Here is a 22,729-nt window from a genome sequence, read left to right as displayed (position 1 = left end):
GACTGCAGGGAATCCAGGCCCGCCTCGAGCGCGCGCAGATCTTCCTGGCCGCCGGTGGACCGGGTGAGCGCGGCGGTGACCTTGTGGGTCCCGGCCTGCGCGTCGGCCACATGAAGTTGGTTACTTGGCATGGCGGCGGATCTCCTCGCGTAGCCGGGCGGTGATTTCGCCGGTGAGTTGGCCGGCCAGTCCGGCGTCGGTGCGGTGTTCCTCGCTGACGTGCCACTCCCGCACCACCCGCCCCGGCCGGGAGGAGAGCAGCAGTACACGCTGGCCCAGCCGGACGGCCTCGCGGACGTTGTGGGTGACGAAGACGATGGTGCGGCCGGTTTCCTTCCAGATGCGTTCAAGTTCGTCGTGGAGCAGGTCGCGGGTGATCGCATCGAGGGCGGCGAAGGGCTCGTCCATCAGGAGCAGCTGCCGGTCCTGCGCCAGGGAGCGGGCCAGGGACACCCGCTGCCGCATCCCGCCGGAGAGCTCGTGCGGCCGCTTGTCGCCGGCACCGCCAAGGTGTACGAGGTCCAGCAGCTCCCCCGCCTTGGCCCTGCGGTCAGCTTTCCCGACGCCGCGCAGCTTCAGTGCCAGCTCGATGTTCTCCCGGGCGGTCAGCCAAGGAAACAGCGCCGCGTCCTGGAACATAAACGCCGCGCCGTCACTGGGCACCTCAAGGGCGCCCGACGTCGGCGCCTCCAGTCCCGCGATGATGTTCAGCAGGGTGGACTTGCCGCAGCCGGAGGCACCGAGCAGGGCGACGAACTCGCCCTGCCCGATGCTGGCGTTGACGCCGTCCAGCACCGGGGCGCCGTCGCCGAAGCGCTTCCCCAGGTTCTCCAGTACGACTGGCATGGTCTGGTCCTTACTTTTGTGGCGGTGTGCGGGCGTGCCAGGAGGCGGTGTGCGGGCGTGACGGGAGGCGGAGGCGGGACGCTAGTCCGTGCCGAGCCCTCCGGCGGAGACTTTCCTGCCGGCGGCACTCCCGCCCAGGGCCTTGTTGAGCGGGGCCAGATCGAAGATGCCGTTGATGTCGGCCTGCTTGGTGGTGCCGGCGTCGACGCCGTCCTGCAGCAGCTTCTTGTACGTTCCTGCCAGCGGGTCGACGGTGAAGACTATGTTCTTCAGGGACCGGTCGATGACGTCGGCAGGCAGCGCCTTGCCCGCGGCTGCCTTGAGTGCGTCGTTGAGGACGGCGGCCTTTTCCGGGGCCGGCGCTGCGTTCAGCCAGTCCACGGATTCGATGTGGCCCTTGAGGAGCGCCTGGACGGTAGCGGGGTGTTCGGCCGCGAACTTCTTATTGACGATCAGGATGGTGGTGACGAACTGGCCCTTGTCCCAGAGGTCTTTCTCATCGACCAGTACTTTCGCCCCGGCCTGGAGCACCAGGCGCGAGGCCCAGGGCTCGGGCAACCAGGCGCCGTCGAGCTTGCCGTCCTGGAACAGTTTGAGGGTCTGGGCGTTCTCGGTGGGGTTGATCGTGACATCGCCGCTGCCGTCCGTCGAGGTCTTGAACCCCTGCTTGCCCAGCCAGGCCCTAAGGGCCACGTCCTGGGTTCCGCCGAGCTGCGGGGTGGCGAGTGTTTTGCCCTTGAGGTCGGCGGCCGAGTTGATCCCGGGCCGGACCACCAGTTGCGCGCCGCCGGACGTGGCGCCGGCGATGATGCTGATGGATTCGCCCTTGCTCTTGACGTAGGAGTTGATCGCCGGGTTGGGCCCGATATAGGTGGCGTCGATGGCTCCGGCGTTCAGGGCCTCCACCGCGGCCGGGCCGGCGTTGAAGACCTGGGTGCTGAGCTTGGTCTGGCCCAGTTCCTTGGCGATGAAGCCTTTGCTGACACCCACCAGGGCCGGGCCGTGGGTGACGTTGCCGAAGTAGCCGAGCCGCAGTTCCGTGGCGGGTCCGGCAGCGGCCGGCGCGGCGGCGGCGTCGTTGGTGCGGGAAACGGTCGAGGCGACGGYGGCACCGGCCCCGATCAGCAGTGCCAGTCCGACGGCGACGCCGATTTCGACGGTGCGCTTGCGCCGCGGTTTGGCCGTTTCGCCGGCGACGATCCGGGTGGTGCCGGTGGGCGTGGGGTTTTCAGGTGTGGATGACATGGGGGAATCCTGTTCGTGGGAGGGGTGCGGCTTGGGCCTGGCGGGGTCAGCGCCGGCGACATCGCTCCCGGGAGGCCCCGAGGGAGGCACTGGAAAACAGTTCCGGAGTGGTCATGGATTCACCCTAGGGAGGGGAACTAACCGGGTTCAATGGTGCGGAAACCCGGGGTCACGCTAGGTCATGCTGCGTCACATGCGCAGGCTCAGGGCCAGGCGCAAGTTCAGGCTGAGTGCGCCATTTTCTCGAGCCGGTAGCGCAGCTTGGACTCGCGTTTGGGATCCTCGCCGAGGGACTTGGTCCGCTCGATGTAGTCCGCGCCCCACTTCCACAGCAGGAAGTCATCGGCGATCCGGAAGTGCCCGGCCGGGAACCGGTACATCATCTGCGTAGACACCCCGGACCAGTCGGCGGCCCCGAAGAGCGCCTCCGCTTCCGCCACTGTCTCGACGCCGTTGGCCGCCAGCAGCGCCACGAGCAGGTCGTACTGGTGGGCCTGGCTCCTGGGGTTGTCCGCGAGCCTGCGGGTCAGCAGGTCCTCCAGGATCTCCCCGGTGAGGTCGGCCCGGCTGCCGATTAACGCCGCGCTGCTTTCGGCTTTGCGGCGTTTGACGATGTCGTTGATGGCCGAGAACTGCGCGTCGGCCAGTTCAATCAGCGTGGAGGCCATGGTGAAGGCCCGGTCCACCTCGGCGCTCGCCTCGACCCGGCCCTTGTACCGGACATCGTGTTCGAAGGCGGCCCAGGCGTGCTGGAGGACGGTCCGGATCTGCACCTCGAACCGCTGCCCGACGAACGGCTCGCAGCCCGCCGGGGTCAGCTGGTCCGGGACGCGCAGGATCAGGTGCCGGCCGCCGTAGCCGATCTGGCCGTTCCGGCGCTGTGAGCTGGTCTTGTCGTCGTCCTCCTGGCAGTGGAACTGCGCCTTGAGGGCGGTGGCGACGTCGGCGATGTCGGGTTCGAGGAACATGATGACGCGGACGCCGATCAGGTCATCGAGCTGCTCCAGGCCGCGGCTGTACTTGGGCGTGCCGTCCGGGGTGAGCCGTTCCAGTTTGGCGCGGACCGAGTCGGGATCCTTGACCCGGGACTGGACGGTGTGGTGGTTGAGGCCGTCGTCGCGCAGCCGGGCCCGGATGGCACCCTCAACCGCCGCGGACGCCCCGGCCAGCCGGGTCAGCTGCGCGGCGTAGGCATCGAGGGATCTTGCCACAACCTCTGCGTGCTCTGACATCCAACCCCTCCCCAGCCGGGCCGTACCCGGACGCTGCCGCTCCGGTGGGGTCAACTCTAGTGAATCAGATCGAGTAACGCTCGTCTTCGTGGTCGCCCGGGTGATCCTTGACCAGCCCGGCGGCCAGCGTGTTGCCGTCCTGCGGGTCGATCACCAGGAACGCCCCGGTGCGCCGGTGGTGCAGGTAGTTCTCCAGCGGCAGGGGCGCCGCGAGCCGCAGCTGGGCGTGGCCGATGTCGTTCAGCTCCAAGGTAGACGCGCCCTCAAGGCCGAACGTGGCCAGGTCCAGTTTGCCGCTCACGTTCCGGACCAGGGCCTGGACCGTCCGGGTGCCGTGCTTGACCAGGACCTTCGCGCCTTCGCGCAGCGGCTTGGGCGAGAGCCAGCAAAGGGCCGCATACAGATCGGCTGATGCCTCCCGGATGGTCCCCGTCGCGGCGATCGTGTCACCGCGGGCGACGTCGAACTCATCCGCCAGGCGCAGCGCCACGGACTGCGGGGCGACCGCCTCGGCCAGCTCCGTGCCGGCGAAGTCGATCCCGGTGACGGTGGTGGTGCGCGGGGCCTGGCCGGGGGTCAGGACGGACACCTGGTCCCCAACCTTCACGGAGCCTTCGGTGATCTGCCCGGCGTAGGCCCGGTAGTCGCGGTACGCCCCGGCGTCGAGCCCACCGGCCACGGCGTCCGGCGCCAGCGCGCCCTGCGGCCGGATGACCAGCTGGACGGGGAACCGGAAACTTTCGAGGTGGCTTTCGAGCTCGTCGGCGGCGGGCAGCTGCTCCAGCACCTCGAGCAGGGCCGGTCCCGCGTACCAGGGCATCCGGGCGGAATGCTCCACGACGTTGTCCCCCTCCAGCGCGGACACGGGTATGACCAGCAGGTCAGTGGCGCCGCCACTTTTCGATTCTTGGCGGCCGAGGCCCAGCTCGCGCCCCACCTGCTGGACGTCCGCCTCGATGCCGCGGAACACGTCCTCGCTGAAGTCCACAAGGTCGATCTTGTTCACGGCCACGATCACGTGGGCGACGCGCAGCAACTGCAGTACGGACAGGTGGCGCCGGGTCTGYTCCAGGACACCCTTGCGGGCGTCGATGAGSACGACGACGGCGTCCGCSGTGGACGCGCCSGTSACSGTGTTYTTGGTGTACTGCACGTGGCCGGGGCAGTCCGCGAGGATGAAGCTGCGCCGGTCCGTGGCGAAGTAGCGGTAGGCGACGTCGATGGTGATGCCCTGCTCGCGTTCGGCGCGGRGGCCGTCGGTAAGGAGGGCGAGGTCGATGGCCTGGGTGCCGGTGGCCCCGGCCCCGCCGAATCCGCGGTCCGCGGACGTCCGGGCGACGGCGTCGAGCTGGTCGGCGAGGATCGCCTTGGAGTCGTGGAGCAGGCGGCCCACCAGGGTGGACTTGCCGTCGTCGACCGATCCGGCGGTCGCGAACCGGAACAGCGAGGCGGAGGCGAGCCCGAGGCTCGCGGCGGCGGAGTCAGGCACGGTTGCAGTGGTACTCATTAGAAATAGCCGTCCTTCTTGCGGTCTTCCATGGCGGCCTCGGAGATGCGGTCATCGGCCCGGGTGGCGCCACGTTCGGTGATGGTGGAGGCGGCGACTTCGATGACGACGTCGCCCACGGTGACGGCGGCGGATTCCACGGCGCCGGTGCAGGACATATCGCCGACGGTCCGGTAGCGGACCGTTTTGGTGATGACGGCCTCGTCCTCGCGCGGCTGCGAGACCTCGCCCACCGCGCGCCACATGCCATCACGGGCGAAGACCTGCCGTTCGTGGGCGTAGTAGAGGCCAGGCAGCTCGATGTTCTCGCGCTCGATGTAGCGCCACACGTCCAGCTCGGTCCAGTTGCTGATGGGGAAGGCCCGGACGTGCTGGCCCACGGTGTGGCGGCCGTTGTAAAGGTTCCACAGTTCGGGCCGCTGGTTGCGCGGGTCCCACTGGCCAAACTCGTCCCGAAGGCTCAGTATCCGCTCCTTGGCCCGGGCTTTATCCTCGTCCCGGCGGCCGCCACCGAACACGGCGTCGAACTTGTTGCGCTGGATCGCGTCCAGCAGCGGCACCGTCTGCAGCGGGTTACGGGTGCCGTCGGCGCGTTCGGCCAACTCACCGGAATCAATGAACTCCTGGACGCTCCCGACGACGAGTTTGAGCCCCAGCCGTCCCACGGTCCGGTCCCGGAACTCGATGACCTCCGGGAAGTTGTGCCCGGTGTCCACGTGCAGCACGGGGAAAGGCACCTTCCCGGGCCAGAACGCCTTGGTAGCCAGGTGCAACATCACCACGGAGTCCTTGCCGCCGGAGAACAGCAACGCCGGCTTCTCAAACTCGGCCACCACCTCACGGATGATATGAATCGCCTCGGATTCCAATGTGTCCAAAGACGACAGGCGGGCCGGGGCTGCGCCGTTCAGGTGACCCGACCGCAGAGCGGTCGAACTCGGGATGCTGCTTGCAGCATCGCCGTCCGGCGAAGGGGCGGGGGCGGCATCTGCTGTGGAGGCGTAGCCCGCCACGGAGGCGAAGCCAGCCGTGGTCGTCGTCGTACTCAAGTTGCTCATACGTGAAGTCCGCATTCTGTCTTGTCGGTTCCTGCCCAGCGTCCTGCGCGGGGATCGTCGCCGGGCGCTACCTTGCGGGTGCAGGGCTGGCAGCCGATCGACGGGTAGCCCTGGGAAAGCAGCGGGTTGACGGGCAGGAGGTTGTCATCGGAGTACTGCACCAACTGGTCGAAGGTCCAGGCCGCGACCGGGTTGACCTTGACCATGCCGTTGGCCTCGTCCCAGCTGACCAGCGGGGTGTTGGTGCGGGTGGGGGCTTCGTCGCGGCGGACACCGGTGAACCAGAGTTCGTAGCCGGCGAGGGTGCGTCGCAGGGGTGCCACTTTGCGCAGCGCGCAGCACTGGGCGGCGTCGCGGGCGAAGAGGTCCTTGCCCAGGAGCCGGTCCTGCTGTTCCACGGTGGTTTCCGGCAGCACGTCCACGACGTTGACGTGCAGGTTCGCGGCCACCTCGTCGCGCGTGGCGTAGGTTTCCGGGAAGTGGTAGCCGGTTTCGAGGAAGAGGACGTCGACGCCGGGCAGCTGGTCCGCGACCAGGGCCGGGAGTACGGCGTCGGCCATGGAGCAGGCTACCGCGACGGCCGGGAGCTCGAAATGGCGGGCMACCCAGGCGATGACGTCACGGGCCGGGGTGTCCCAGCCGAGCTCGGCTGCGCCGGCCTCGGCCAGGGCCTTGAGCTCGTCGTGGGTCCGGAGAGCGGTGGTCACTGGAGGTCCCCCTCCTCGGCAGCAAAGGCCCATTCGGCGAAGCTCTGCCCTTCGGCGTGGTCCGCGACGAATTTCCGGACCACACGTTCGACGTAGTCCGGCAGCTCACCGGCCGTGACCTTGAGCCCGCGGACGGTGCGGCCGAGGCCGGCCTCTTCCCGGTTGTCGGAGGCGAGTCCGCCGCCAAGGTGGACCTGGAAGCCCGGGGTGGGATCGCCGTCGGGAGTCGGCAGCATCATGCCCTTGAGGCCGATGTCCGCCGTCTGGATCCGGGCGCAGGAGTTGGGGCAGCCGTTGATGTGCAGTGACAGCGCCTGCGGGAGCTGCTTGGTTTCGACCAGGTCGGCGAGCCGGCGCTCCAGTTCGGCCACGGCGGTGGCGGCGGTGACCTTGGTTTCGACTATCGCGAGTTTGCAGAACTCGATGCCGGTGCAGGCGATGGTGCCCCGCCGGAACACGGACGGCCGGGCGGAGAGGCCAAGGGCGTCGAGCTCGGCTACGAGTGGTTCCACCTGGTCTTTGGGAACGTCCAGGACCACCAGCTTCTGGTGCGGGGTGGTGCGCAGCCGTTGTGAGCCGCGGGCCTCGAGGGTGTCCGCGAGCTCCACCAGCTGGCTGCCGGAGAGCCGGCCGGCCAGCGGGGTGGCGCCGATGAAGTACTTGCCGTCCTTCTGTTCGTGCACGCCGATGTGGTCACCCGGGGTGGACGGCTTGGGAGCCGCCGGGCCGTCGTCGAGTTTGTAGCCGAGGTATTCGTCCTCAAGGACCTGGCGGAACTTTTCGGTTCCCCAGTCGGCCAGCAGGAATTTCAGGCGGGCTTTGGTGCGCATGCGCCGGTAGCCGTAATCGCGGAAGATGCTGGTGACGCCGAGCCACACGTCGGCGGCCTGGTCGGGCCGGACGAAGGCGCCGAGGCGTTTGCCCAGCATCGGGTTGGTGGACAGCGCCCCGCCCACCCAGAGGTCGTACCCGGCGCCGAGTTCGGGGTGGACCAGGCCCACCAGGGCCACGTCGTTGATCTCGTGGACCACGTCCTGGCTGGGGTGCCCGGTGATGGCGGTCTTGAATTTGCGGGGCAGGTTGGCCAGTTCGGGATCGCCGATGAAGCGTTCGGYGAGTTCGTGGATCAGCGGCGTCGGGTCGATGATCTCGTCCTTGGCGATGCCGGCCACCGGGGAGCCGAGGATGACGCGGGGCACGTCGCCGCAGGCCTCTGTGGTGGAAAGGGCCACAGCTTCGAGGCGGCGCCAGATCTCCGGCACGTCCTCGACCCGGATCCAGTGCAGCTGGATGTTCTGCCGGTCGGTGAGGTCGGCCGAGCCCCGGGCGAAGTCCACGGAGATCCGGCCGATGACGCGCAGCTGTTCGGTGGTGAGGGCGCCGCCGTCGATCCGTACCCGCAGCATGAAGTACTTGTCCTCGAGCTCGTGCGGTTCCAGGGTGGCGGTCTTGCCGCCGTCGATCCCCGGTTTGCGCTGGGTGTAGAGGCCCCACCAGCGGAAGCGGCCGTGCAGGTCCGTGCCGTCGATCGAGTCGAATCCGCGTTTGGCGTAGACCGATTCGATCCGCTCCCGCACGTTCAGTCCGTTGTCTTCCTGTTTCCAGCTTTCGTTGGCATTCAGCGGGGCGGTTCCATCCACTTTCCACTGACCGTGCGGTTTGGCCGCGGGACGGGCAGGGCGTTTGGCGCGGGCCGCGTCGGCCTGGTCCCGGGACGCTCCGGCTAGAGCTGTATCAGTCATGGATCGACTGTAGGGGTGGCCGTAATGGCGTCACAAAGGTTCAGAAACGCGGGGTCACCTTGGGCAACATTTCGTCATGTAGTGCGGGCGACCGCCGCGTCGTACCGGGCCAGGGCGATCTCGGCCAGCAGGGGGGACGGCAGCAGCGGGGCGGTGACCAGGTCCGCGCCGGCCTTGGCGAGCTGGTCGTGGAAGAAGCCCGGGGCCAGCAGGTAGGAGGCGATGACTACGCGGCCGCCCAGGTCCACGGCTCCGGCGGAGAGCCCGGCGCCGGCGCCTCCCGCGGCTTCCTCCCGGAGCATGGCCACGGCCTCCGGCACGGACGGCGTGGCYGACGCACCGTAGGCGGGCACGATCCTGTTGGGCCGCAGGGCGCGCAGCTGGCCGGCGAGTTCCTCCACGTTTTCCGCGGCGGTCGCGTCGGAGGAGCCCGCTGCGGCGAGGATGACGGCGTCGTTGTCTGTCACTCCTGCTTCGCGCAGCCGCTGGTCCAGCAGTGCGGCCAGCCGGGGGTCCGGTCCCAGCGGCGCCGCCGCGGCGGTGCCCGGCCGGCCTTCCACAGCCCGGGCGATGTCCACCTTGACGTGGTACCCGACACTGAGCAGCAGGGGCACCACGACGGCGGGCTCCCCCACGGGCAGTCCGGCGACGACGGCGGGCAGCTCCGGGTCCTGGACGTCGACGTAGGCCTCGCGCACGTCAAGCCCGGGGCGCAGGGCGGCGATCCCGTCGCGCAGGGCATTGACCTCCGCCGCTCCCTGGGTGCTGGACGTGCCGTGGGCGCAGGCGATCAGGATGGGGCTATTCATAGCCGTTAGCGTAACCTTGGAGCCGCCCCATCCGCCCCTCGCACCCGACCGGAACGCCCATGACCTTCTCCTTTAGCCTCGTTATGGTCTGGCTCGACCTGGCGGGCGTCTTTTTCTTCGCGGTCTCCGGGTCGCTGCTGGCCGCGCGCAAGCAGTTCGACATCGTGGGCTCGCTGCTGCTGGCCTCCGTGGTGAGCCTGGGCGGCGGCGTCATCCGCGACATCATCATCAACACAGGGCCGCCCGCGGCGTTCAGCAACCCGGCGTACCTGGTTCCCCCGCTGCTGGCCACGGTGCTGGTGTACTTCCTGTTCTCCAGCGTCCAGCGCTTCACTTCGCTGCTGGTCCTGTTCGACGCCGGCGGGCTGGCCTTGTTCTGCATCACGGGTAGCCTGAAGGCCCTCGCCGCGGGCATGCATCCGGTGGAGGCTGTTCTCTTGGGGGTCACGACGGCGGTGGGCGGCGGCCTGCTGCGGGACATCACGGCCAATGAGGTGCCGCAGCTGTTCGATCCCAAGGACATCTACGCGCTGCCGGCGTTCACCGGGGCGGCGCTGACCGTGGCCCTCTCAGTCAGCGGGGTGTTTAACGCCGTGACCGCCAGCGCCGTGGCGGCCCTGGTTTTCGCCTTCCGCGTCACCGCCTGGCGGCGCCGCTGGGTGGCCCCCTTGGCCGTTCGCGGGTGGCACCGGCTGCGCCCGGGTGCGGCCGAAACCGGGCCCCGGGATTAGCTAGGATAAGAGCATGACTGACATGTTCCTCGAGAAGTTCCGCGCGCTTGTTCCGAAGTATCTCGAAGACGAATGGCAGGAAGAGGACGGGCTGGCCGCCGACGAGCTCGACGCGGCCCTCGCCGAACACCAGTTCCAGGTTCCGCTGGTCCTCCGCGAGTTCTACCTGGCCCTCGGCGGCTGCGAAGACCTCATGGAGGCGTACCACTACTTCTGGGACCCCGAGGAGCTCGAGGTCGACGACGAAGGTTTCCTGATGTTCCTCGAAGACGAGGAAGAACAGTTCACCTGGGGGTTCCGCGTGGGCGACCTCGGCGTCCCGGACCCCATTGTTTACCGCCGCAACAACGCCCGCGGCCAGTGGAAGAGCGAGGAAGGCACGTTCTCCGAGTTCGTTTTCGACATGTTCGAGTGGGCGTTCAACGACGAGGACGAGGACTAGCCACCCTTCAGGTTCCCGGGCTGGCTTCTCCGGGCTAGCCGCCGTCCGGGGGCACATTGACACGGACACGCCGCCGCCGGGCCCGGGGTTACCGGGCTGCGGCGCCGAAGAAGCCCCGTCGTGCCGCTGGGCTGTGGGTTATCACGGCCGGAAGGCACCCCCGCGCCACAACTCCAGCACGCGGACGACGTCGGCTACCATCCTCTCCGGGTGATGGACGACGTCGTCGTAGCCGAACCTGAGCACCAGGTAACCTCCGAGGACGGTCGCGTTGTTACGCCGGCGGTCTTTTTTGACCTGGCGGGACTCCAGGTGTGTGGCACCGTCGGTCTCCACCACGAGGCAACCCTCCACCAGGAAGTCGACTTCGCCCACGCCCGGAATATCAACGTGCCGGGATACCTGAAGTCCGGCCCGGCAAAAAGCCCGGTTGGCGAGTACTTCCAGCAGCGAATCGGCCCTGGGGATGACCAGGTCCAGCACCGCCCGGGCGCGGGCATTGCGGTTTCCCGGGAGCCTGCTCCGGAGGAACCCCAGAGTGATGTCTCCGCGGCCCACGGCGCACTGGGTCATGACCAGAGCCTCCGTCTCCGGCAGGCAGCGAAGCGCGTGGACCAGCACGTCGGCCAGCCCGGCCAGGGGGAGCCACGGGTGCCGGGGGTGCCGGCAGCGGCCATGCGGAACGGACCCGGGCGGCGCCGAGCGGTGCCCGGGACACAGATGCAGGGACCGGGCCGGCACCAACGTCCATAAGCCGTACCCCGGGGCGGCCGATAGGCAGGTCAGCAAGCCCCTAAGTTCGCGGGCCGCCCGGTAATCGCTGGTATCCGCAGGCAGCCCGTAGTGCCCGGGGCGGAGCCGCACAATGTCGCCACCGGCCAGCGACTCCGTGATCCGATGGCGGCTGAATCCCGCCTGGCGAAAGGCGGCTGCGGTGGCGGTACCGCCCCGGGCAGCAAGGTAGGAGGCAACATTCACGTCGCAAGTGTGCCCCGCCGGGAGCCTAGAGCCGCCTGGCGCTCGACGTCATGTGGACAAGTCCGGCCCGTCCGCGCGACAGCCCCGGGGCGCTTTGGCGCGGACACGCCGTCGAATACGGCCCGAACCCTCCCCCAAGGCCGCAATGTGCCCCCACCCGGCCGAAGGCCCACGTCGACAACCCGTGACAGTCGATTTACAAGTCGGCTAGACAATGTGACACAACTGTCATATGCTCGTTCGTGGGTTCACCAAATGCCTCCGGTGGATCTGATGCGAACGGAGAAATGGCCCCGGTTCCGCACAACGGACGACTCGTAACGTTGTGAAGAACCGGGGCCATTCCGGTTTAAGGCTCGGGAGGCACTCCCCCCGCCGCGGCAGATGCGCGCGGCCGTTCCGCTGCTAGCTGCTGCGGTCCACCACGGCGTGGGCGAAGCTGGTCAGGGAATCCTTGACCACACCGGCCGGAAGCGGCGCCAGGGCGGCGATCGCCTCGTCGGCCCAGACGCGTGCCACACGCCAGGACTCGGCGGTGACCGGGTGTTCGCGCAGTCCGGCCACGGCCTCGGCCAGGGCTTCATCGGAGCTGAGGTCGCCGTCGATCAGGGTCAGCAGCTCGACGGCGGACTGGTCGCCGTCGTCGGCGGCCTTGCGCAGCAGCAGCACCGGCAGGGTGGGAACCCCTTCGCGCAGGTCCGTGCCCGGGGACTTGCCGGACTTTACCTTGACGCCGGTGACGTCGATGACGTCGTCGGCGAGCTGGAACGCCACCCCCACTTTCTCGCCGTATTCGACCAGCAGGGCCTCGAAGTCCGGATCGGCGTTGGCGAAGATGGCGCCGAGCTGGCCGGAAGCGGCCACCAGGGAACCGGTCTTGTCCGCGATGACGGAGAGGTAGTGCGCCACCGGATCCTCATCCGGGCGCGGGCCCACGGTCTCGTGCAGCTGGCCCAGGCAGAGCCGCTCGAAGGTCCGGGCCTGGATSCCCAGGGCGCGGGACCCCAGCTCGGAAACCAGGATCGAGGCGCGGGCGAAGATGAGGTCGCCGGTCAGCACGGCYACSGAGTTGCCCCAGACYTCGTGCGCSGTGGGGGCRCCGCGGCGGWAGGGYGCGGAGTCCATCACGTCGTCGTGGTACAGCGTGGCCAGGTGCGTGAGTTCGACGACGACGGCGGCCTGCACCACCGCAGGCAGGGAGGCGTCGCCGAGGTGGGCGCAGAGCAGGGTCAGGAGCGGACGGATGCGCTTGCCGCCGGCTTCAACGAGGTGGCGGGAGGTKGCGTCGGCCAGCGGATCGGAATTGGCGATCGCCTCGCGGAGCTTCTTTTCCACCCGGGCCAGGTTGGTGGTGATGGCCGGGCCCAGTTCCGGGTCCCCGGCGATGGCCGCAAAGCCTGCCGGCAGCTGGAGGCCGGTGGCGATGGCGGTGGTGTTGAGGCTGGGTTCGGCGCTCGGCAGGCCGTGTCCGGCGTGCGTCCAGCTTTGGTCTGCAGAGTTGGTCACGGGTTAACCCTAACTTTTTGTTGCGGAATCCGCGGATTTGAGTCTGGAACGGGCCGGGTGTTGGACGTGGCCGGGACCAGGGCCTCCAGGATCCGGATCATCCGGTCCTCGATGCCCTTGGCCGAGGGATCGGTCAGGTTGGCGAGCAACCGGACCACAAACTTCATCAGCACAGGGATGGGCATGCCCGTCCGGAGGGCCAGTTTCATCACGGCCGGCTTGCCGATCACGGCGGCGAAGGCCCGGCCCAGCGTGAAGTGCGATCCCCACTGTTCCCGGACGAAGTCGGCGTAACCGGCGAGGCGCGCATCGGCGTCGGCCCCGCTCCAGCCGGCCGACGCCGAGCGGGCGGCGGTGTCAAGGATGAACTCCGCGGCGAAGCGGGCCGACTCCATCGCGTAGGAGATGCCCTCGCCGTTGAACGGGGAAACCATGCCGCCGGCGTCGCCCAGCAGCAGCAGGCCCGGCGAGTAGTGCGGGGTGCGGTTGAACCCCATGGGCAGTGCGGCACCGCGGATCTCGCCCACCTGGTTCTCCGGGGTGAAGCCCCACTCCCGCGGCATGCCGGCGGTCCATTCGCGCAGGACCTGCTTGTAGTCCAGCTTCCCGAATTCCTTGGAGGAGTTCAGGATGCCAAGGCCCACGTTGGAGGTGCCGTCCCCGACGCCGAACACCCAGCCGTAGCCGGGCAGCAGCTTGCCGTCGCGTCCAGGGAGCTCCAGCCAGCCTTCCATCCAGTCGTCGTCGTGCCGCGGGCTGGTGAAGTAGGTGCGCACGGCCACGCCCAGCGGCCGGTCGTCGCGCTTTTGGATGCCGAGGGAGACGGCGGTCCGGGTGGAGTTGCCGTCGGCGGCCAGGACGACGTCGGCGTTGAAGTCCCGCGTCTCGCCGGTTTTCCGGCCGGCATCGTCCAGCAGTGCGGAGCGGACGCCGGTCACGCGCCCGTCCTCTGAGCGAAGCGCCTCGGTGACGCTGTGGCGTTCGAGCACGACGGCGCCGGCGGCCTGGGCGTGCCGGGCCAGTTCCTCGTCGAAACCGAGGCGGGTGCGGATCAGGCCGTACTGCGGGAAGTCGGAAACCTCGGGCCAGGGCAGCTCGATGGAGCGTCCGCCGGCGATGAGCCGCAGCCCCTTGTTCCGCCGCCAGCCCTCGGTTTCGGGGTGCGGCAGGCCGAGTTTCTGGATTTCCCGGACCGCCCGCGGGGTCAGTCCGTCGCCGCAGACCTTCTCACGCGGGAAACTGGTCTTCTCCAGCACCGTGACATCCAGGCCGGCGCGCGCCAGGTAGAACGCGGCAGTGGATCCGGCCGGACCAGCCCCGACCATCAGTACTTTCACGGCAGGGGTCAGCTACCGCTCGGGCCGGGTGATGTTGCGGCGCAGTTTGGCCACGGGTCCGGTGTGCTTGGCCACGGCCGCGGCTCCGGCGGCGGGACCCGCTGCGGGGCCGGCCGGCTTCTGAGCGCGGTGGACGGCCACGATGCYGCCGCTGAGGTTGCGGTAGGTGACAGTTTCCCAGCCGGCTTCCTGCAGCCACGCCGCGAGGTGGTCCTGGTCCGGCCAGGCGCGGATGGACTCGGCGAGGTAGACGTAGGCGTCCGGGTTGGAGGAGACCTTGACGGCGATCGCGGGCAGGGCGCGCATCAGGTACTCGGTGTACATGGTCCGCCACAGCGGCACCACGGGCTGGGAGAACTCGGCAATCACCAGGCGTCCGCCGGGCTTGGTGACCCGGAGCATCTCGGCCAGCGCCTTCTTGGGTTCGTTGACGTTGCGCAGCCCGAAGGAGATGGTGCTGGCGTCAAAGGTGTTGTCCGCGAACGGCAGGCGGGTCGCGTCCCCGGCGATGAAATCGATGTCCGGGCGGCGGCGTTTGCCCACCTTGAGCATCCCGAGGGAGAAGTCGCAGGCGACGACGTCGATCCCGGCGTCGGCGTACGGCTCGCTGGAGGTGCCGGTCCCGGCGGCGAGGTCCAGCACGCGCTGGCCCGCTTTCACGTCCATGGCCTCGACCACCACACGGCGCCAGCGGCGCGTCTGCCCCATCGACAGGACGTCATTGACGACGTCGTATTTGGGGGCGACGTCGTCAAACATCGTGGCTACTTCGTCCGGACGCTTATCCAAGGATGCTCGGTTCACCCCGTTATTGTCTCAAATCTTCGACCCACCCCCTAACCACTGTCCGGGCCGGGGCGCGGCGCGCGGCGGGAGTAGTGTTGTCTCATCATGACGAGCGCGTTCCGTAACAGAATTATCAGGACCCTGACAGTCCCCCTCGAAGCAGATTCGTTCCCCGGGGGGCTGCCGTCGTTTCTGGTCCGTGACGACGTGCTGTGCTGGACCCGCCGCGAAGCCGGGCTGGTCGGCTTCGGCGAGGTCGCCAGGTTCACGGCCACGGGGCCGGACCGGTTCCTGGAGGCGGACATCTGGTGGCGGCACCTGGTCCTTGAGGCCGACGTCACAGACGCGGTCGGCGGCCCCGGCACCGGCCCCGTCGCTTTCGGCTCTTTCGCTTTCTCCAAGGTGTCCGCGCACGCCTCCCGGCTGATCGTGCCCGAAATCGTGGTGGGCCTGCGCGACGGTACGGCCTGGCTGACCCAGCTGACGTTCGACGACGGCGAGCTCACCGAGGCAGGCGCCCGCGCCGCCCTGGCCCGCTGGCTGGACGCCGACGGCGGCGGGGCAGCGTCGTCGGCGTCGGCGGACCCGGCGGCGGGAGACCCGGCGTCGTCGTCGACGTCGGCGGATCCGCAGGCGGCACGCGACGCGAAACTGACCACCGGCTCGCTCAGCGAGGCGGACTGGATGGCTGCCGTCGCCGCCGGCGTCGCCGAAATCCGCACCGGGGCGCTGGAGAAGCTGGTGCTGGCCCGCGACATCGTGGCCACCGTGCCCGACGGTGCGAACGCCGCCAGCATCCTGCGGGAGCTGTCGGTCAGGTACCGCGAATGCTGGACCTACGGCGTCGACGGGCTGGTGGGATYCACCCCCGAAATGCTCATCCAGGTCGAAGGCCGTACCGCGCAGGCCCGCGTCCTGGCCGGCACCCTGGACCGGCGCGACGCCGACGGGATGGCCGGTTCCCCGCTGGAGTTCGCCGAGCGCGTCCTGGCCGGATCCGAGAAGCAGCGGCACGAACACGACATCGCCATCCAGTCGCTGACCACCCAGCTCGCCCCCTTCTCCGAGGCGATGAACGCCCACAGCGAGCCGTTCATCCTGGAACTGCCGAACGTGTGGCACCTGGCGTCCGACGTCAAGGCCGAACTCGCCGAGGTGGAGGGCCACGTGCCCACCTGCCTGGCGCTGATCAACGCCCTGCACCCCACAGCCGCGGTCTGCGGGACGCCCACGGGCGTGGCGGGTGCCCTCATCCGCGAGCTTGAGCACCTGGACCGCGGGCCGTACGCCGGGCCGGTCGGCTGGCTCGACGCGGCGGGCAACGGCGAGTGGGGCATCGCCCTGCGCGGCGCGGTCATCGAGGGTCCGGACACGGTGCGGCTCTATGCCGGCTGCGGCGTAGTGGAGGGTTCGGTGCCCGAAGCCGAACTTGCCGAGACGTGGGCGAAGTTCCGGCCGATGCTGGAAGCCCTCGGGATCAGCAACTAACCCCGCCGGGGGCGCCCGGTCCCCCGCGCCCCGTCGCCGAAGCACGCCCTGCACACGAACGGCGCCCCCACGGAGGAATCCGGAGTCACAGACAGGCTTCTTCGCCGCAGCCTTGCATTTCGCCTCTGGTTAGTTATCCAATAGTGAAACTAAGTTTTCTGTGACGTACATCTCTTGTTCGGCGATACACTATAACCCGACTTAGTTTTCGCAGCCCCTGCAACAAAAGGTAAGAAAAATGCAGATCTCCCGTTCGCTCCTGAGCAGCCCCAAGTTCGCGGCCACCGCGGTCCTTGCCATCGGCGCCCTGGCCCTTTCCGGCTGCACCAACGCCTCCGAAACCGGCACCGGCGGCGCACCCGCTCCTTCCGGCGCCGCGTCGGCAAGCTTCGACCCCACGACGGTCCAGAAAGACGACTCGCTGGCGGCCATGGTCCCCGCGGCCATCAAGTCCAAGGGCACCCTGACCGTCGGCGCGGACACGAGCTACGCCCCGGCCGAGTTCCTCGGCACCGACGGCCAGACCCCGGTGGGTTACGACGTCGATATCGCCAAGGCAATTGGCGCCACCCTGGGCCTCAAGGTCCAGGTGCAGACCGCGGAATTCACGGGGATCCTGCCCGCCCTCGGCCCGAAGTACGACCTCGGCATTTCCTCCTTCACCATCAACAAGGAGCGCCTCGGAGCGGTAAACATGGTCAGCTACTTCAACGCCGGCACCGCCTGGGCTGTCAAGAAGGGCAACCCGAAGGGCTTCTCCCTCGATGACGTGTGCGGCAAGGCGATCGGCGTTCAGACCGGCACCGTCCAGGAGGATCCGGACCTGGCCGGCCGCAACAAGAAGTGCACGGCTGCGGGTAAGAAGCCCATCGACATCATCACGCTGAAGAACCAGACTGACGTCACCACGCGCCTGGTCAACGGCAGCATCGACGCCATGGCGGCGGACTCGCCCATCATCGGCTACGCGCTGAGCCAGACCAACGGCCAGCTGGAGAAGCTCGGCGACGTCTACGACGCCGCCCCGCAGGGCATCGCCGTCGCCAAGTCGGATACCGCCCTGGCCGACCTCATGCAGAAGACCATGACCAAGCTGATCGCCGACGGCTCCTACAAGAAGATCCTCGAGGCCTGGGGCAACGCTGAGGGCGCCATCACCAAGTCCGAGGTCAACCCGGCGGCCGCGTCTTGAGTCTTCCCGCCACAGACAACTCAACAGGGGTAGGGATGGAAACTCAGCACAACCATGCAGCACCGGTCCTGAACAAGCCCGTGCCCGTGCGGCACCCGGGCCGCTGGATCAGCGCCGTGATCATCGGCGGCGCCCTGCTGCTGATGGTGCAAAGCGCCTTCACGAACCCCAACTTCCGCTGGGACGTCGTCGCAACGTACATCCTGGACGTCAAAGTAGTCCAGGGTGTTGCGTGGACTCTGTTCCTGACGGTCACCTCGATGGTCCTGGCCATTGTCCTGGCCATCCTGCTGGCTGTCATGCGGCAGTCGGACAACCCCGTCCTGCGCTACACCAGCTGGCTGTGGGTCTGGTTCTTCCGCGGCACCCCCGTGTACACCCAGTTGCTGTTCTGGGGCCTGGTGACGGTGCTCTACCCGGCCATCACCGTGGGCATCCCGTTCGGGCCGGAGCTGTTCAGCTACGCGCTTTCGGATCCCAGCAAGGGCCTGATCCCGGCGATTCTTGGCCTGGGACTCAACGAGTCCGCCTACCTGGCCGAGATCTTCCGTGCCGGCCTGAAGTCCGTTGACAAGGGCCAGACGGAGGCGGCCGAGGCGCTCGGTATGTCCAAGGGCAAGATCATGTGGCGGATCATCCTGCCACAGGCAATGCGGATCRTTGTCCCTCCGACGGGCAACGAGACCATCGGCATGCTCAAGACCACGTCCCTGGTCCTGGCCGTGCCGTTCACCCTGGACCTGACCTTCGCCACCAACGCGCTGGCCAACCGCATCTACCTGCCCATTCCGCTCCTGATCGTGGCTGCCTTCTGGTACCTGCTGGTCACCAGCATCCTGATGGTGGGCCAGCACTACCTCGAGGCCTACTACGGCAAGGGCGTGGACAACCTGGCTCCGGCCGCCATCAATCCCGCAGCCGCGAAAGCCTCGGCTGCCGGTGCTGATGCGCAGCGCTCACTGAAGACGGACTTCCCTGAGGAGAGTGCACGATGACCGTCACCACAGAAAAGCCGCTGGTCGCGATTGAGGGCCTGCACAAGTACTACGGGCAGCACCATGTGCTCCGGGGCATCGACCTGACGGTCAACCAGGGCGAGGTCTCGGTGGTGATCGGACCGTCCGGGTCCGGCAAGTCCACCATGCTGCGCTGCGTGAACCTGCTGGAAACCATCAGCGCCGGCCGCATCTCCGTGGGCGGCCAGCTGATCGGCTACCGCGAGGTCAACGGCCGCCTGCATGACCTGAAGACCAAGGAGATCGCAGCCCAGCGCCGCGAGATCGGCATGGTCTTCCAGCGCTTCAACCTCTTCCCGCACAAGACGGCGCTGCAGAACGTCATGGAAGCCCCGGTGCAGGTCAAGGGCCAGTCGAAGGCCGCTGCCCGCAAGCGCGCCCTGGAACTGTTGGAGCGGGTGGGTCTCGCTGAGCGCGCAGACCACTACCCGTCSCAGCTKTCCGGCGGRCAGCAGCAGCGTGTGGCGATCGCCCGTGCCCTCGCCATGGAACCGGAACTGATGCTCTTTGACGAGCCGACGTCCGCGCTGGACCCMGAGCTCGTGGGCGACGTCCTGAACGTGATGAAGGACCTGGCCAAGTCGGGTATGACCATGATTGTGGTGACTCACGAGATTGGTTTTGCCCGCGAGGTTGGCGACCGGCTGACGTTTATGGACGGCGGCGTCGTCGTCGAATCCGGCGACCCCCGCGAGGTGTTGTCCAACCCGCAGCACGCCCGCACCAAGGAGTTCCTGAGCCGCGTACTGTAGGCCGACGCGCCCTGCGCCCGTCGACGCGCAAATGCCCTGTCGCTCCTGGAATTCCGGGCGCGGCAGGGCATTTCCGCGTCGCGGGACATTTTGCGCGTCGCGGGGCGCGGTACGCGTCGCCGGGTATGTGCGCCACCGTCACCGGGCGGAACGGGCACGACGCCGAGGCACCCCTGCCGCCGCAAGCTTCCGCTCCAGGCGGGTTGGCTCCATCAGATCCGCCCATACCCACCGGACCACACCATGTCCCTGCGCCCGGATCCGGTCTTCCCGCATTTTTTCATCAATGACGGCCTGTGCCTGCGTCCGGCCCTTGAGGTATTCAGGTTTGAGGTACTTTTCGACGCCATCGAACTCACCTGCAATCCGCACGCCGTCCCAGTAATAGTCCGTGTAGCCCACAAGTCCCGCCTCGTCGCGAATCTCGTGTTGGAGGTCCGGGGCCTGAAGCCCGGCCACATGCATGAGCGCCCGCCCGTAAGACTCACCCGCCGACCCGGACCTCGGGTCAGCGAACTGCACCGCCGTCCTGATGCGCCGAGCCGCAGCCGCCGAGTAGTTTCCCTCGATCCCGGCCAGAAGCTGCTCTTTCGTCAGGGAAGTCAGCCGTTGCTCGACGTCGGGTTTTAGGACGTGGTCGACGGGAACCACCGCCTCGACAAAGGGCGTGAAGGAGGCAAGATCCAGCACAGTGCGCACCCTCCCTGTCACCAACAGCCCGTTCCGTTCGACATACTCCAGCCCGGCCGGCCGCGCGTAGTGCCGCCGCACGCCCGCCCGTGAGCGGCCGCCGTCGGTATGCAGCGTCAGAGCATGAATGGGCTGCCGGATCCCGATGGTCGGTATCTTCCAAACGGAAGCCGCGGAGTGCCGGGCAAAGATCGTCGGGGCCACGAATGTCTCCGCGGCCGCACTGACCCGGATGCGGTACTGGTCCCAGGCTTTCAGGTCCCGCCACACGCCGCCGTCGACATAGACGCCCTGGCGCACCCGCACCAACGCCCCGGAGCGGCAGCGCCTTGCCAGCTCCTTGGAAGAAAGCCCGTGCTCGATGTGTTCGCGGGCGAGGATCAACCTAGGCAACTCAGTCATGGGCTGACGTTCCCAGACCGGCGGAGATCACACCATTATGAGTCACTGCCATGTGGAAAATTCGACGCACTTCCGGTTCTGCGCTGCGTCATTGTCCGGGCGCGACGGGTATTCAGGCGTCGAAGGCGCTCCAGCGCATCGCCCGGCGATGAGCGCCGCGCCACGCGGTACGAGGGTCGCCGATCCGGCGGGCGGTGGCCCGGGACCTAGCGGCCCAGGACCCCTTCGACCGCGGCGGAGACGGCGGTACGGATGCGCCCGTGCAGGTCGCGGAGGCCGTGGCGGTCGGTGCGGACCTCGATGATGCTGCGGCCTTCCACGGGTCCGGCCAGGGCCGCCGCAAGGTCCGACGTCGTGCTGACCACGCGGTGCGCGACGCCGTACGCCGCAGCGAGAGCGGCAAGGTCCACGGTGTGCGGGGTGCCGAAGAGTCGTTCGACGGCGGTGCCGTAGCGGCCGGACCGTTCGACGGCGCCGTGCTCCAGCAGCCCGAAGATGGCCCCGCCGGCGTCGTTCAGGACCACGATCCGCAGCGCAGGCACGGTCTCCCCCGCCCCCAGCAGCAGGCCCCCGGCGTCGTGCAGGAAGGTCACGTCGCCCAAGAGCACAGTGGTTTCCTGCCGCCCTCCGAGGGCGATGCCGGTGGCGGTGGCGAGCGTGCCGTCGATCCCGGCCAGCCCGCGGTTGGCGAAGATGGTGGCCTGGGGCTCCTGYGACGGGGTTCCGGCGAGGTCGACGTCGCGGATCCCGTTGGACGAGCCAAGGACGAGTTGCCCGCGGGTGTGCTCCCAAACCAGGGCCCCGACGGCCGGACCCGAGGCGGCCCCGCCCGAACCGCCCGGCCCGGAAAGCACCGAATCCAAGGCGTGCTGGGCGGCGGCACCGGCCAGCAGCCACGCGTCGAGCCACGCCGCCCGGCCACTACCGGCAAAGTCGGCCAGGTCCGCCAGGGTCTCCAGGGGCAGTTCAGTGCGCCGGCCGGGCTCGTACCAGGCCACCGGAACGGGCTGGTAGAGGGCGGACGGAACGTCGGCGCGGGCCAGCAGGGCGGACACGGGCCGGGACAGGGTGGGTCGGCCGAACAGGACGACGCGTTCGATCGGCTGGCCAGACTCCGGGCCGAAATGCTCCAGCAGCAGCCGGTACGGTCCCACCGCGTTCGGACCGAACCGGGCGTTCGAGGACGGTTCAGCCAGCAGCGGCAGGCCGTGGGCGCGGGCGAACGCCTCGGCGACCGGGCCGGCGTCGTGCCCGGCCAGGACCACGGTGCGCCGTTCGGGCAGCGTTGGGGAGGCGGCCGGGAAGTCCAGGGCCAGCGGCTGCCGGGCGGCCTGGTAGACCCGGCGCCCGGCGGCTTCGCCGAGGCCGTCGCCGGCAGCCGGGATCAGCGGGTCGCGGAAAGCGAGGTTGAGCTGGACCGGTCCGGGCGGGATGTCCTCGAACGCACCGGTGGCCGCGCTGAGGGCGGTCTCAACGGCCCGGAGCGGGTTCTCCCCCGCCGGGACGTCCGCGGCGAAACGCACATGGTCGCCAAAAAGGTCCGGCTGCACGGTGGTCTGGTTGGCACCGGTTCCGCGCAGTTCCTCGGGCCGGTCGGCCGAGAGGACCACCAGCGGCACGGCGGCGTGGTTGGCCTCCATGACGGCCGGGAGCAGGTTGCCGACGGCGGTGCCGGAGGTGGTGAGCACGGCGGCGGGCGCGCCGGTGGCCAAGGCCAGGCCCAGAGCCGTGAAGCCGGCGTCGCGTTCGTCGATCCGGACCAGCAGCTCCACCCGGCCGGCTGCGTCAGCCTCGGCCAGGGCATAAGCCATGGGGGCGGAACGGGAGCCCGGGGCCACCACGACATACCGGACCCCGGCCCCGATCAGCGCCGCGACAGCAACCCGTGCCGCCTCGACGGCACCCAGACCGCCTCCCGCGGCAGGCACGGCCGGCTCCGCGGCCGGGCTCACATGTTCTCCGGCGTCTCGATGCCCAGCAGTTCCAGGCCGCTGGAGAGCCGGCGCAGCACCAGACCGCACAGGGACAGCCGGGATTCGCGGACCGTTTCGTCGGCCTTGAGCACCGGGCACTGGTCGTAGAAGGAGGTGAACAGCTGGGCGAGTTCGAACAGGTACGCGCACAGGCGGTGCGGTTCGAGCAGTTCGGCCACCTTCCGCAGTGTGGCGTCGTAGTCGAGCAGGTGCAGCGCCAGGGCGCGTTCTGCGGGGTCGACGACGGCGATCCTCGCCACCGGTGCGGCGGGACGCGCGGCGTCGACCGC

General features: G+C 68.7%; 21 protein-coding genes. 6 read left to right on the top strand and 15 right to left on the bottom strand.

Translation table 11 applies throughout. The features are described 5' to 3' along the window. Positions 1 to 120 precede the first annotated feature (120 nt). The 8 genes from AC1DHD_RS04420 to AC1DHD_RS04385 all read right to left on the bottom strand — a co-directional run bounded on the left by AC1DHD_RS04420 (position 121) and on the right by AC1DHD_RS04385 (position 9,146). Entirely contained in the window at positions 121 to 846 is a 726-nt protein-coding gene (locus AC1DHD_RS04420) for an ABC transporter ATP-binding protein (protein ID WP_476878534.1), read from the bottom strand. An 81-nt stretch (positions 847 to 927) separates the two neighbouring features. Then, positions 928 to 2,091, bottom strand: coding sequence for an ABC transporter substrate-binding protein (locus tag AC1DHD_RS04415; protein ID WP_476878533.1), 1,164 nt, complete (start codon positions 2,089 to 2,091; stop codon positions 928 to 930). Between the two features lie 221 nt (positions 2,092 to 2,312). Beyond that, the gene (locus AC1DHD_RS04410; protein ID WP_476878532.1) at positions 2,313 to 3,323 is read right to left on the bottom strand and encodes a GTP pyrophosphokinase; all 1,011 of its coding nucleotides are present in this window, start codon (positions 3,321 to 3,323) and stop codon (positions 2,313 to 2,315) included. A 64-nt stretch (positions 3,324 to 3,387) separates the two neighbouring features. Further along, positions 3,388 to 4,830: a sulfate adenylyltransferase subunit 1 gene (locus tag AC1DHD_RS04405; RefSeq protein WP_476878531.1), complete on the bottom strand. Its 1,443-nt coding sequence runs from the start codon at positions 4,828 to 4,830 to the stop codon at positions 3,388 to 3,390. Continuing rightward, positions 4,830 to 5,888: a sulfate adenylyltransferase subunit CysD gene (gene cysD / locus AC1DHD_RS04400; protein ID WP_476878530.1), complete on the bottom strand. Its 1,059-nt coding sequence runs from the start codon at positions 5,886 to 5,888 to the stop codon at positions 4,830 to 4,832. The genes AC1DHD_RS04405 and cysD overlap by 1 nt, the downstream gene beginning before the upstream one ends. Continuing rightward, entirely contained in the window at positions 5,885 to 6,628 is a 744-nt protein-coding gene (locus AC1DHD_RS04395) for a phosphoadenylyl-sulfate reductase (protein ID WP_476878529.1), read from the bottom strand. Before AC1DHD_RS04395 ends, cysD begins: the two co-directional genes overlap by 4 nt. Beyond that, complete coding sequence (locus AC1DHD_RS04390) at positions 6,592 to 8,337, bottom strand: nitrite/sulfite reductase (protein WP_476878528.1); 1,746 nt, start codon at positions 8,335 to 8,337, stop codon at positions 6,592 to 6,594. Before AC1DHD_RS04390 ends, AC1DHD_RS04395 begins: the two co-directional genes overlap by 37 nt. Positions 8,338 to 8,411: 74 nt before the next feature. Then, on the bottom strand, positions 8,412 to 9,146 hold the full coding sequence (locus tag AC1DHD_RS04385; protein WP_476878527.1) for a sirohydrochlorin chelatase: 735 nt from the start codon (positions 9,144 to 9,146) through the stop codon (positions 8,412 to 8,414). A gap of 59 nt (positions 9,147 to 9,205) precedes the next feature. On the opposite strand from AC1DHD_RS04385, the gene AC1DHD_RS04380 reads away from it, so the two are divergent. Together AC1DHD_RS04380 and AC1DHD_RS04375 are read left to right on the top strand one after the other, a co-directional pair. Beyond that, positions 9,206 to 9,877 carry a trimeric intracellular cation channel family protein gene (locus AC1DHD_RS04380; RefSeq protein ID WP_476878526.1) on the top strand — a complete coding sequence of 224 codons (672 nt, stop codon included), beginning with the start codon at positions 9,206 to 9,208 and terminating at the stop codon, positions 9,875 to 9,877. 13 nt (positions 9,878 to 9,890) lie between these two features. Further along, positions 9,891 to 10,319: a hypothetical protein gene (locus AC1DHD_RS04375; RefSeq protein ID WP_476878525.1), complete on the top strand. Its 429-nt coding sequence runs from the start codon at positions 9,891 to 9,893 to the stop codon at positions 10,317 to 10,319. A gap of 141 nt (positions 10,320 to 10,460) precedes the next feature. Here the strand turns inward: AC1DHD_RS04375 and AC1DHD_RS04370 are convergent, their stop codons facing one another. The 4 genes from AC1DHD_RS04370 to AC1DHD_RS04355 form a co-directional block, all read right to left on the bottom strand. Next, entirely contained in the window at positions 10,461 to 10,892 is a 432-nt protein-coding gene (locus AC1DHD_RS04370; protein ID WP_476878524.1) for an endonuclease domain-containing protein, read from the bottom strand. A gap of 810 nt (positions 10,893 to 11,702) precedes the next feature. Then, the gene (locus tag AC1DHD_RS04365; protein ID WP_476878523.1) at positions 11,703 to 12,803 is read right to left on the bottom strand and encodes a polyprenyl synthetase family protein; all 1,101 of its coding nucleotides are present in this window, start codon (positions 12,801 to 12,803) and stop codon (positions 11,703 to 11,705) included. Further along, on the bottom strand, positions 12,800 to 14,140 hold the full coding sequence (locus AC1DHD_RS04360; protein WP_476878522.1) for a geranylgeranyl reductase family protein: 1,341 nt from the start codon (positions 14,138 to 14,140) through the stop codon (positions 12,800 to 12,802). Before AC1DHD_RS04360 ends, AC1DHD_RS04365 begins: the two co-directional genes overlap by 4 nt. A 12-nt stretch (positions 14,141 to 14,152) precedes the next feature. Continuing rightward, positions 14,153 to 14,944 carry a demethylmenaquinone methyltransferase gene (locus AC1DHD_RS04355; RefSeq protein WP_476878521.1) on the bottom strand — a complete coding sequence of 264 codons (792 nt, stop codon included), beginning with the start codon at positions 14,942 to 14,944 and terminating at the stop codon, positions 14,153 to 14,155. Between the two features lie 87 nt (positions 14,945 to 15,031). On the opposite strand from AC1DHD_RS04355, the gene AC1DHD_RS04350 reads away from it, so the two are divergent. The 4 genes from AC1DHD_RS04350 to AC1DHD_RS04335 all read left to right on the top strand — a co-directional run bounded on the left by AC1DHD_RS04350 (position 15,032) and on the right by AC1DHD_RS04335 (position 19,374). Next, positions 15,032 to 16,414 (top strand): isochorismate synthase, encoded by a 1,383-nt coding sequence (locus AC1DHD_RS04350; protein ID WP_476878520.1) that lies wholly within the window; start codon positions 15,032 to 15,034, stop codon positions 16,412 to 16,414. Positions 16,415 to 16,652: 238 nt separating this feature from the next. Then, the gene (locus AC1DHD_RS04345; RefSeq protein WP_476878519.1) at positions 16,653 to 17,606 is read left to right on the top strand and encodes an ABC transporter substrate-binding protein; all 954 of its coding nucleotides are present in this window, start codon (positions 16,653 to 16,655) and stop codon (positions 17,604 to 17,606) included. Positions 17,607 to 17,641: 35 nt separating this feature from the next. After that, entirely contained in the window at positions 17,642 to 18,601 is a 960-nt protein-coding gene (locus tag AC1DHD_RS04340; RefSeq protein WP_476878518.1) for an amino acid ABC transporter permease, read from the top strand. Then, positions 18,598 to 19,374: an amino acid ABC transporter ATP-binding protein gene (locus tag AC1DHD_RS04335; RefSeq protein ID WP_476878517.1), complete on the top strand. Its 777-nt coding sequence runs from the start codon at positions 18,598 to 18,600 to the stop codon at positions 19,372 to 19,374. The genes AC1DHD_RS04340 and AC1DHD_RS04335 overlap by 4 nt, the downstream gene beginning before the upstream one ends. A gap of 138 nt (positions 19,375 to 19,512) precedes the next feature. On the opposite strand, the gene AC1DHD_RS04330 is transcribed toward AC1DHD_RS04335, so the two are convergent. From AC1DHD_RS04330 to AC1DHD_RS04320, 3 genes are all read right to left on the bottom strand, one after another. Further along, positions 19,513 to 20,466, bottom strand: a complete 954-nt coding sequence (locus AC1DHD_RS04330) for a hypothetical protein (protein WP_476878516.1) — start codon at positions 20,464 to 20,466, stop codon at positions 19,513 to 19,515. A 206-nt stretch (positions 20,467 to 20,672) separates the two neighbouring features. Further along, positions 20,673 to 22,394 (bottom strand): 2-succinyl-5-enolpyruvyl-6-hydroxy-3-cyclohexene-1-carboxylic-acid synthase, encoded by a 1,722-nt coding sequence (menD, locus tag AC1DHD_RS04325; protein ID WP_476878515.1) that lies wholly within the window; start codon positions 22,392 to 22,394, stop codon positions 20,673 to 20,675. Positions 22,395 to 22,414: 20 nt separating this feature from the next. Next, positions 22,415 to 22,729: DALR anticodon-binding domain-containing protein (locus AC1DHD_RS04320; RefSeq protein WP_476878514.1), on the bottom strand; the 315-nt coding region annotated here is incomplete at its 5' end.

The sequence above is a fragment of the Arthrobacter sp. 05L45_2 genome, assembly GCF_056397525.1.
This window is presented reverse-complemented; position numbering and strand designations above follow the sequence as displayed.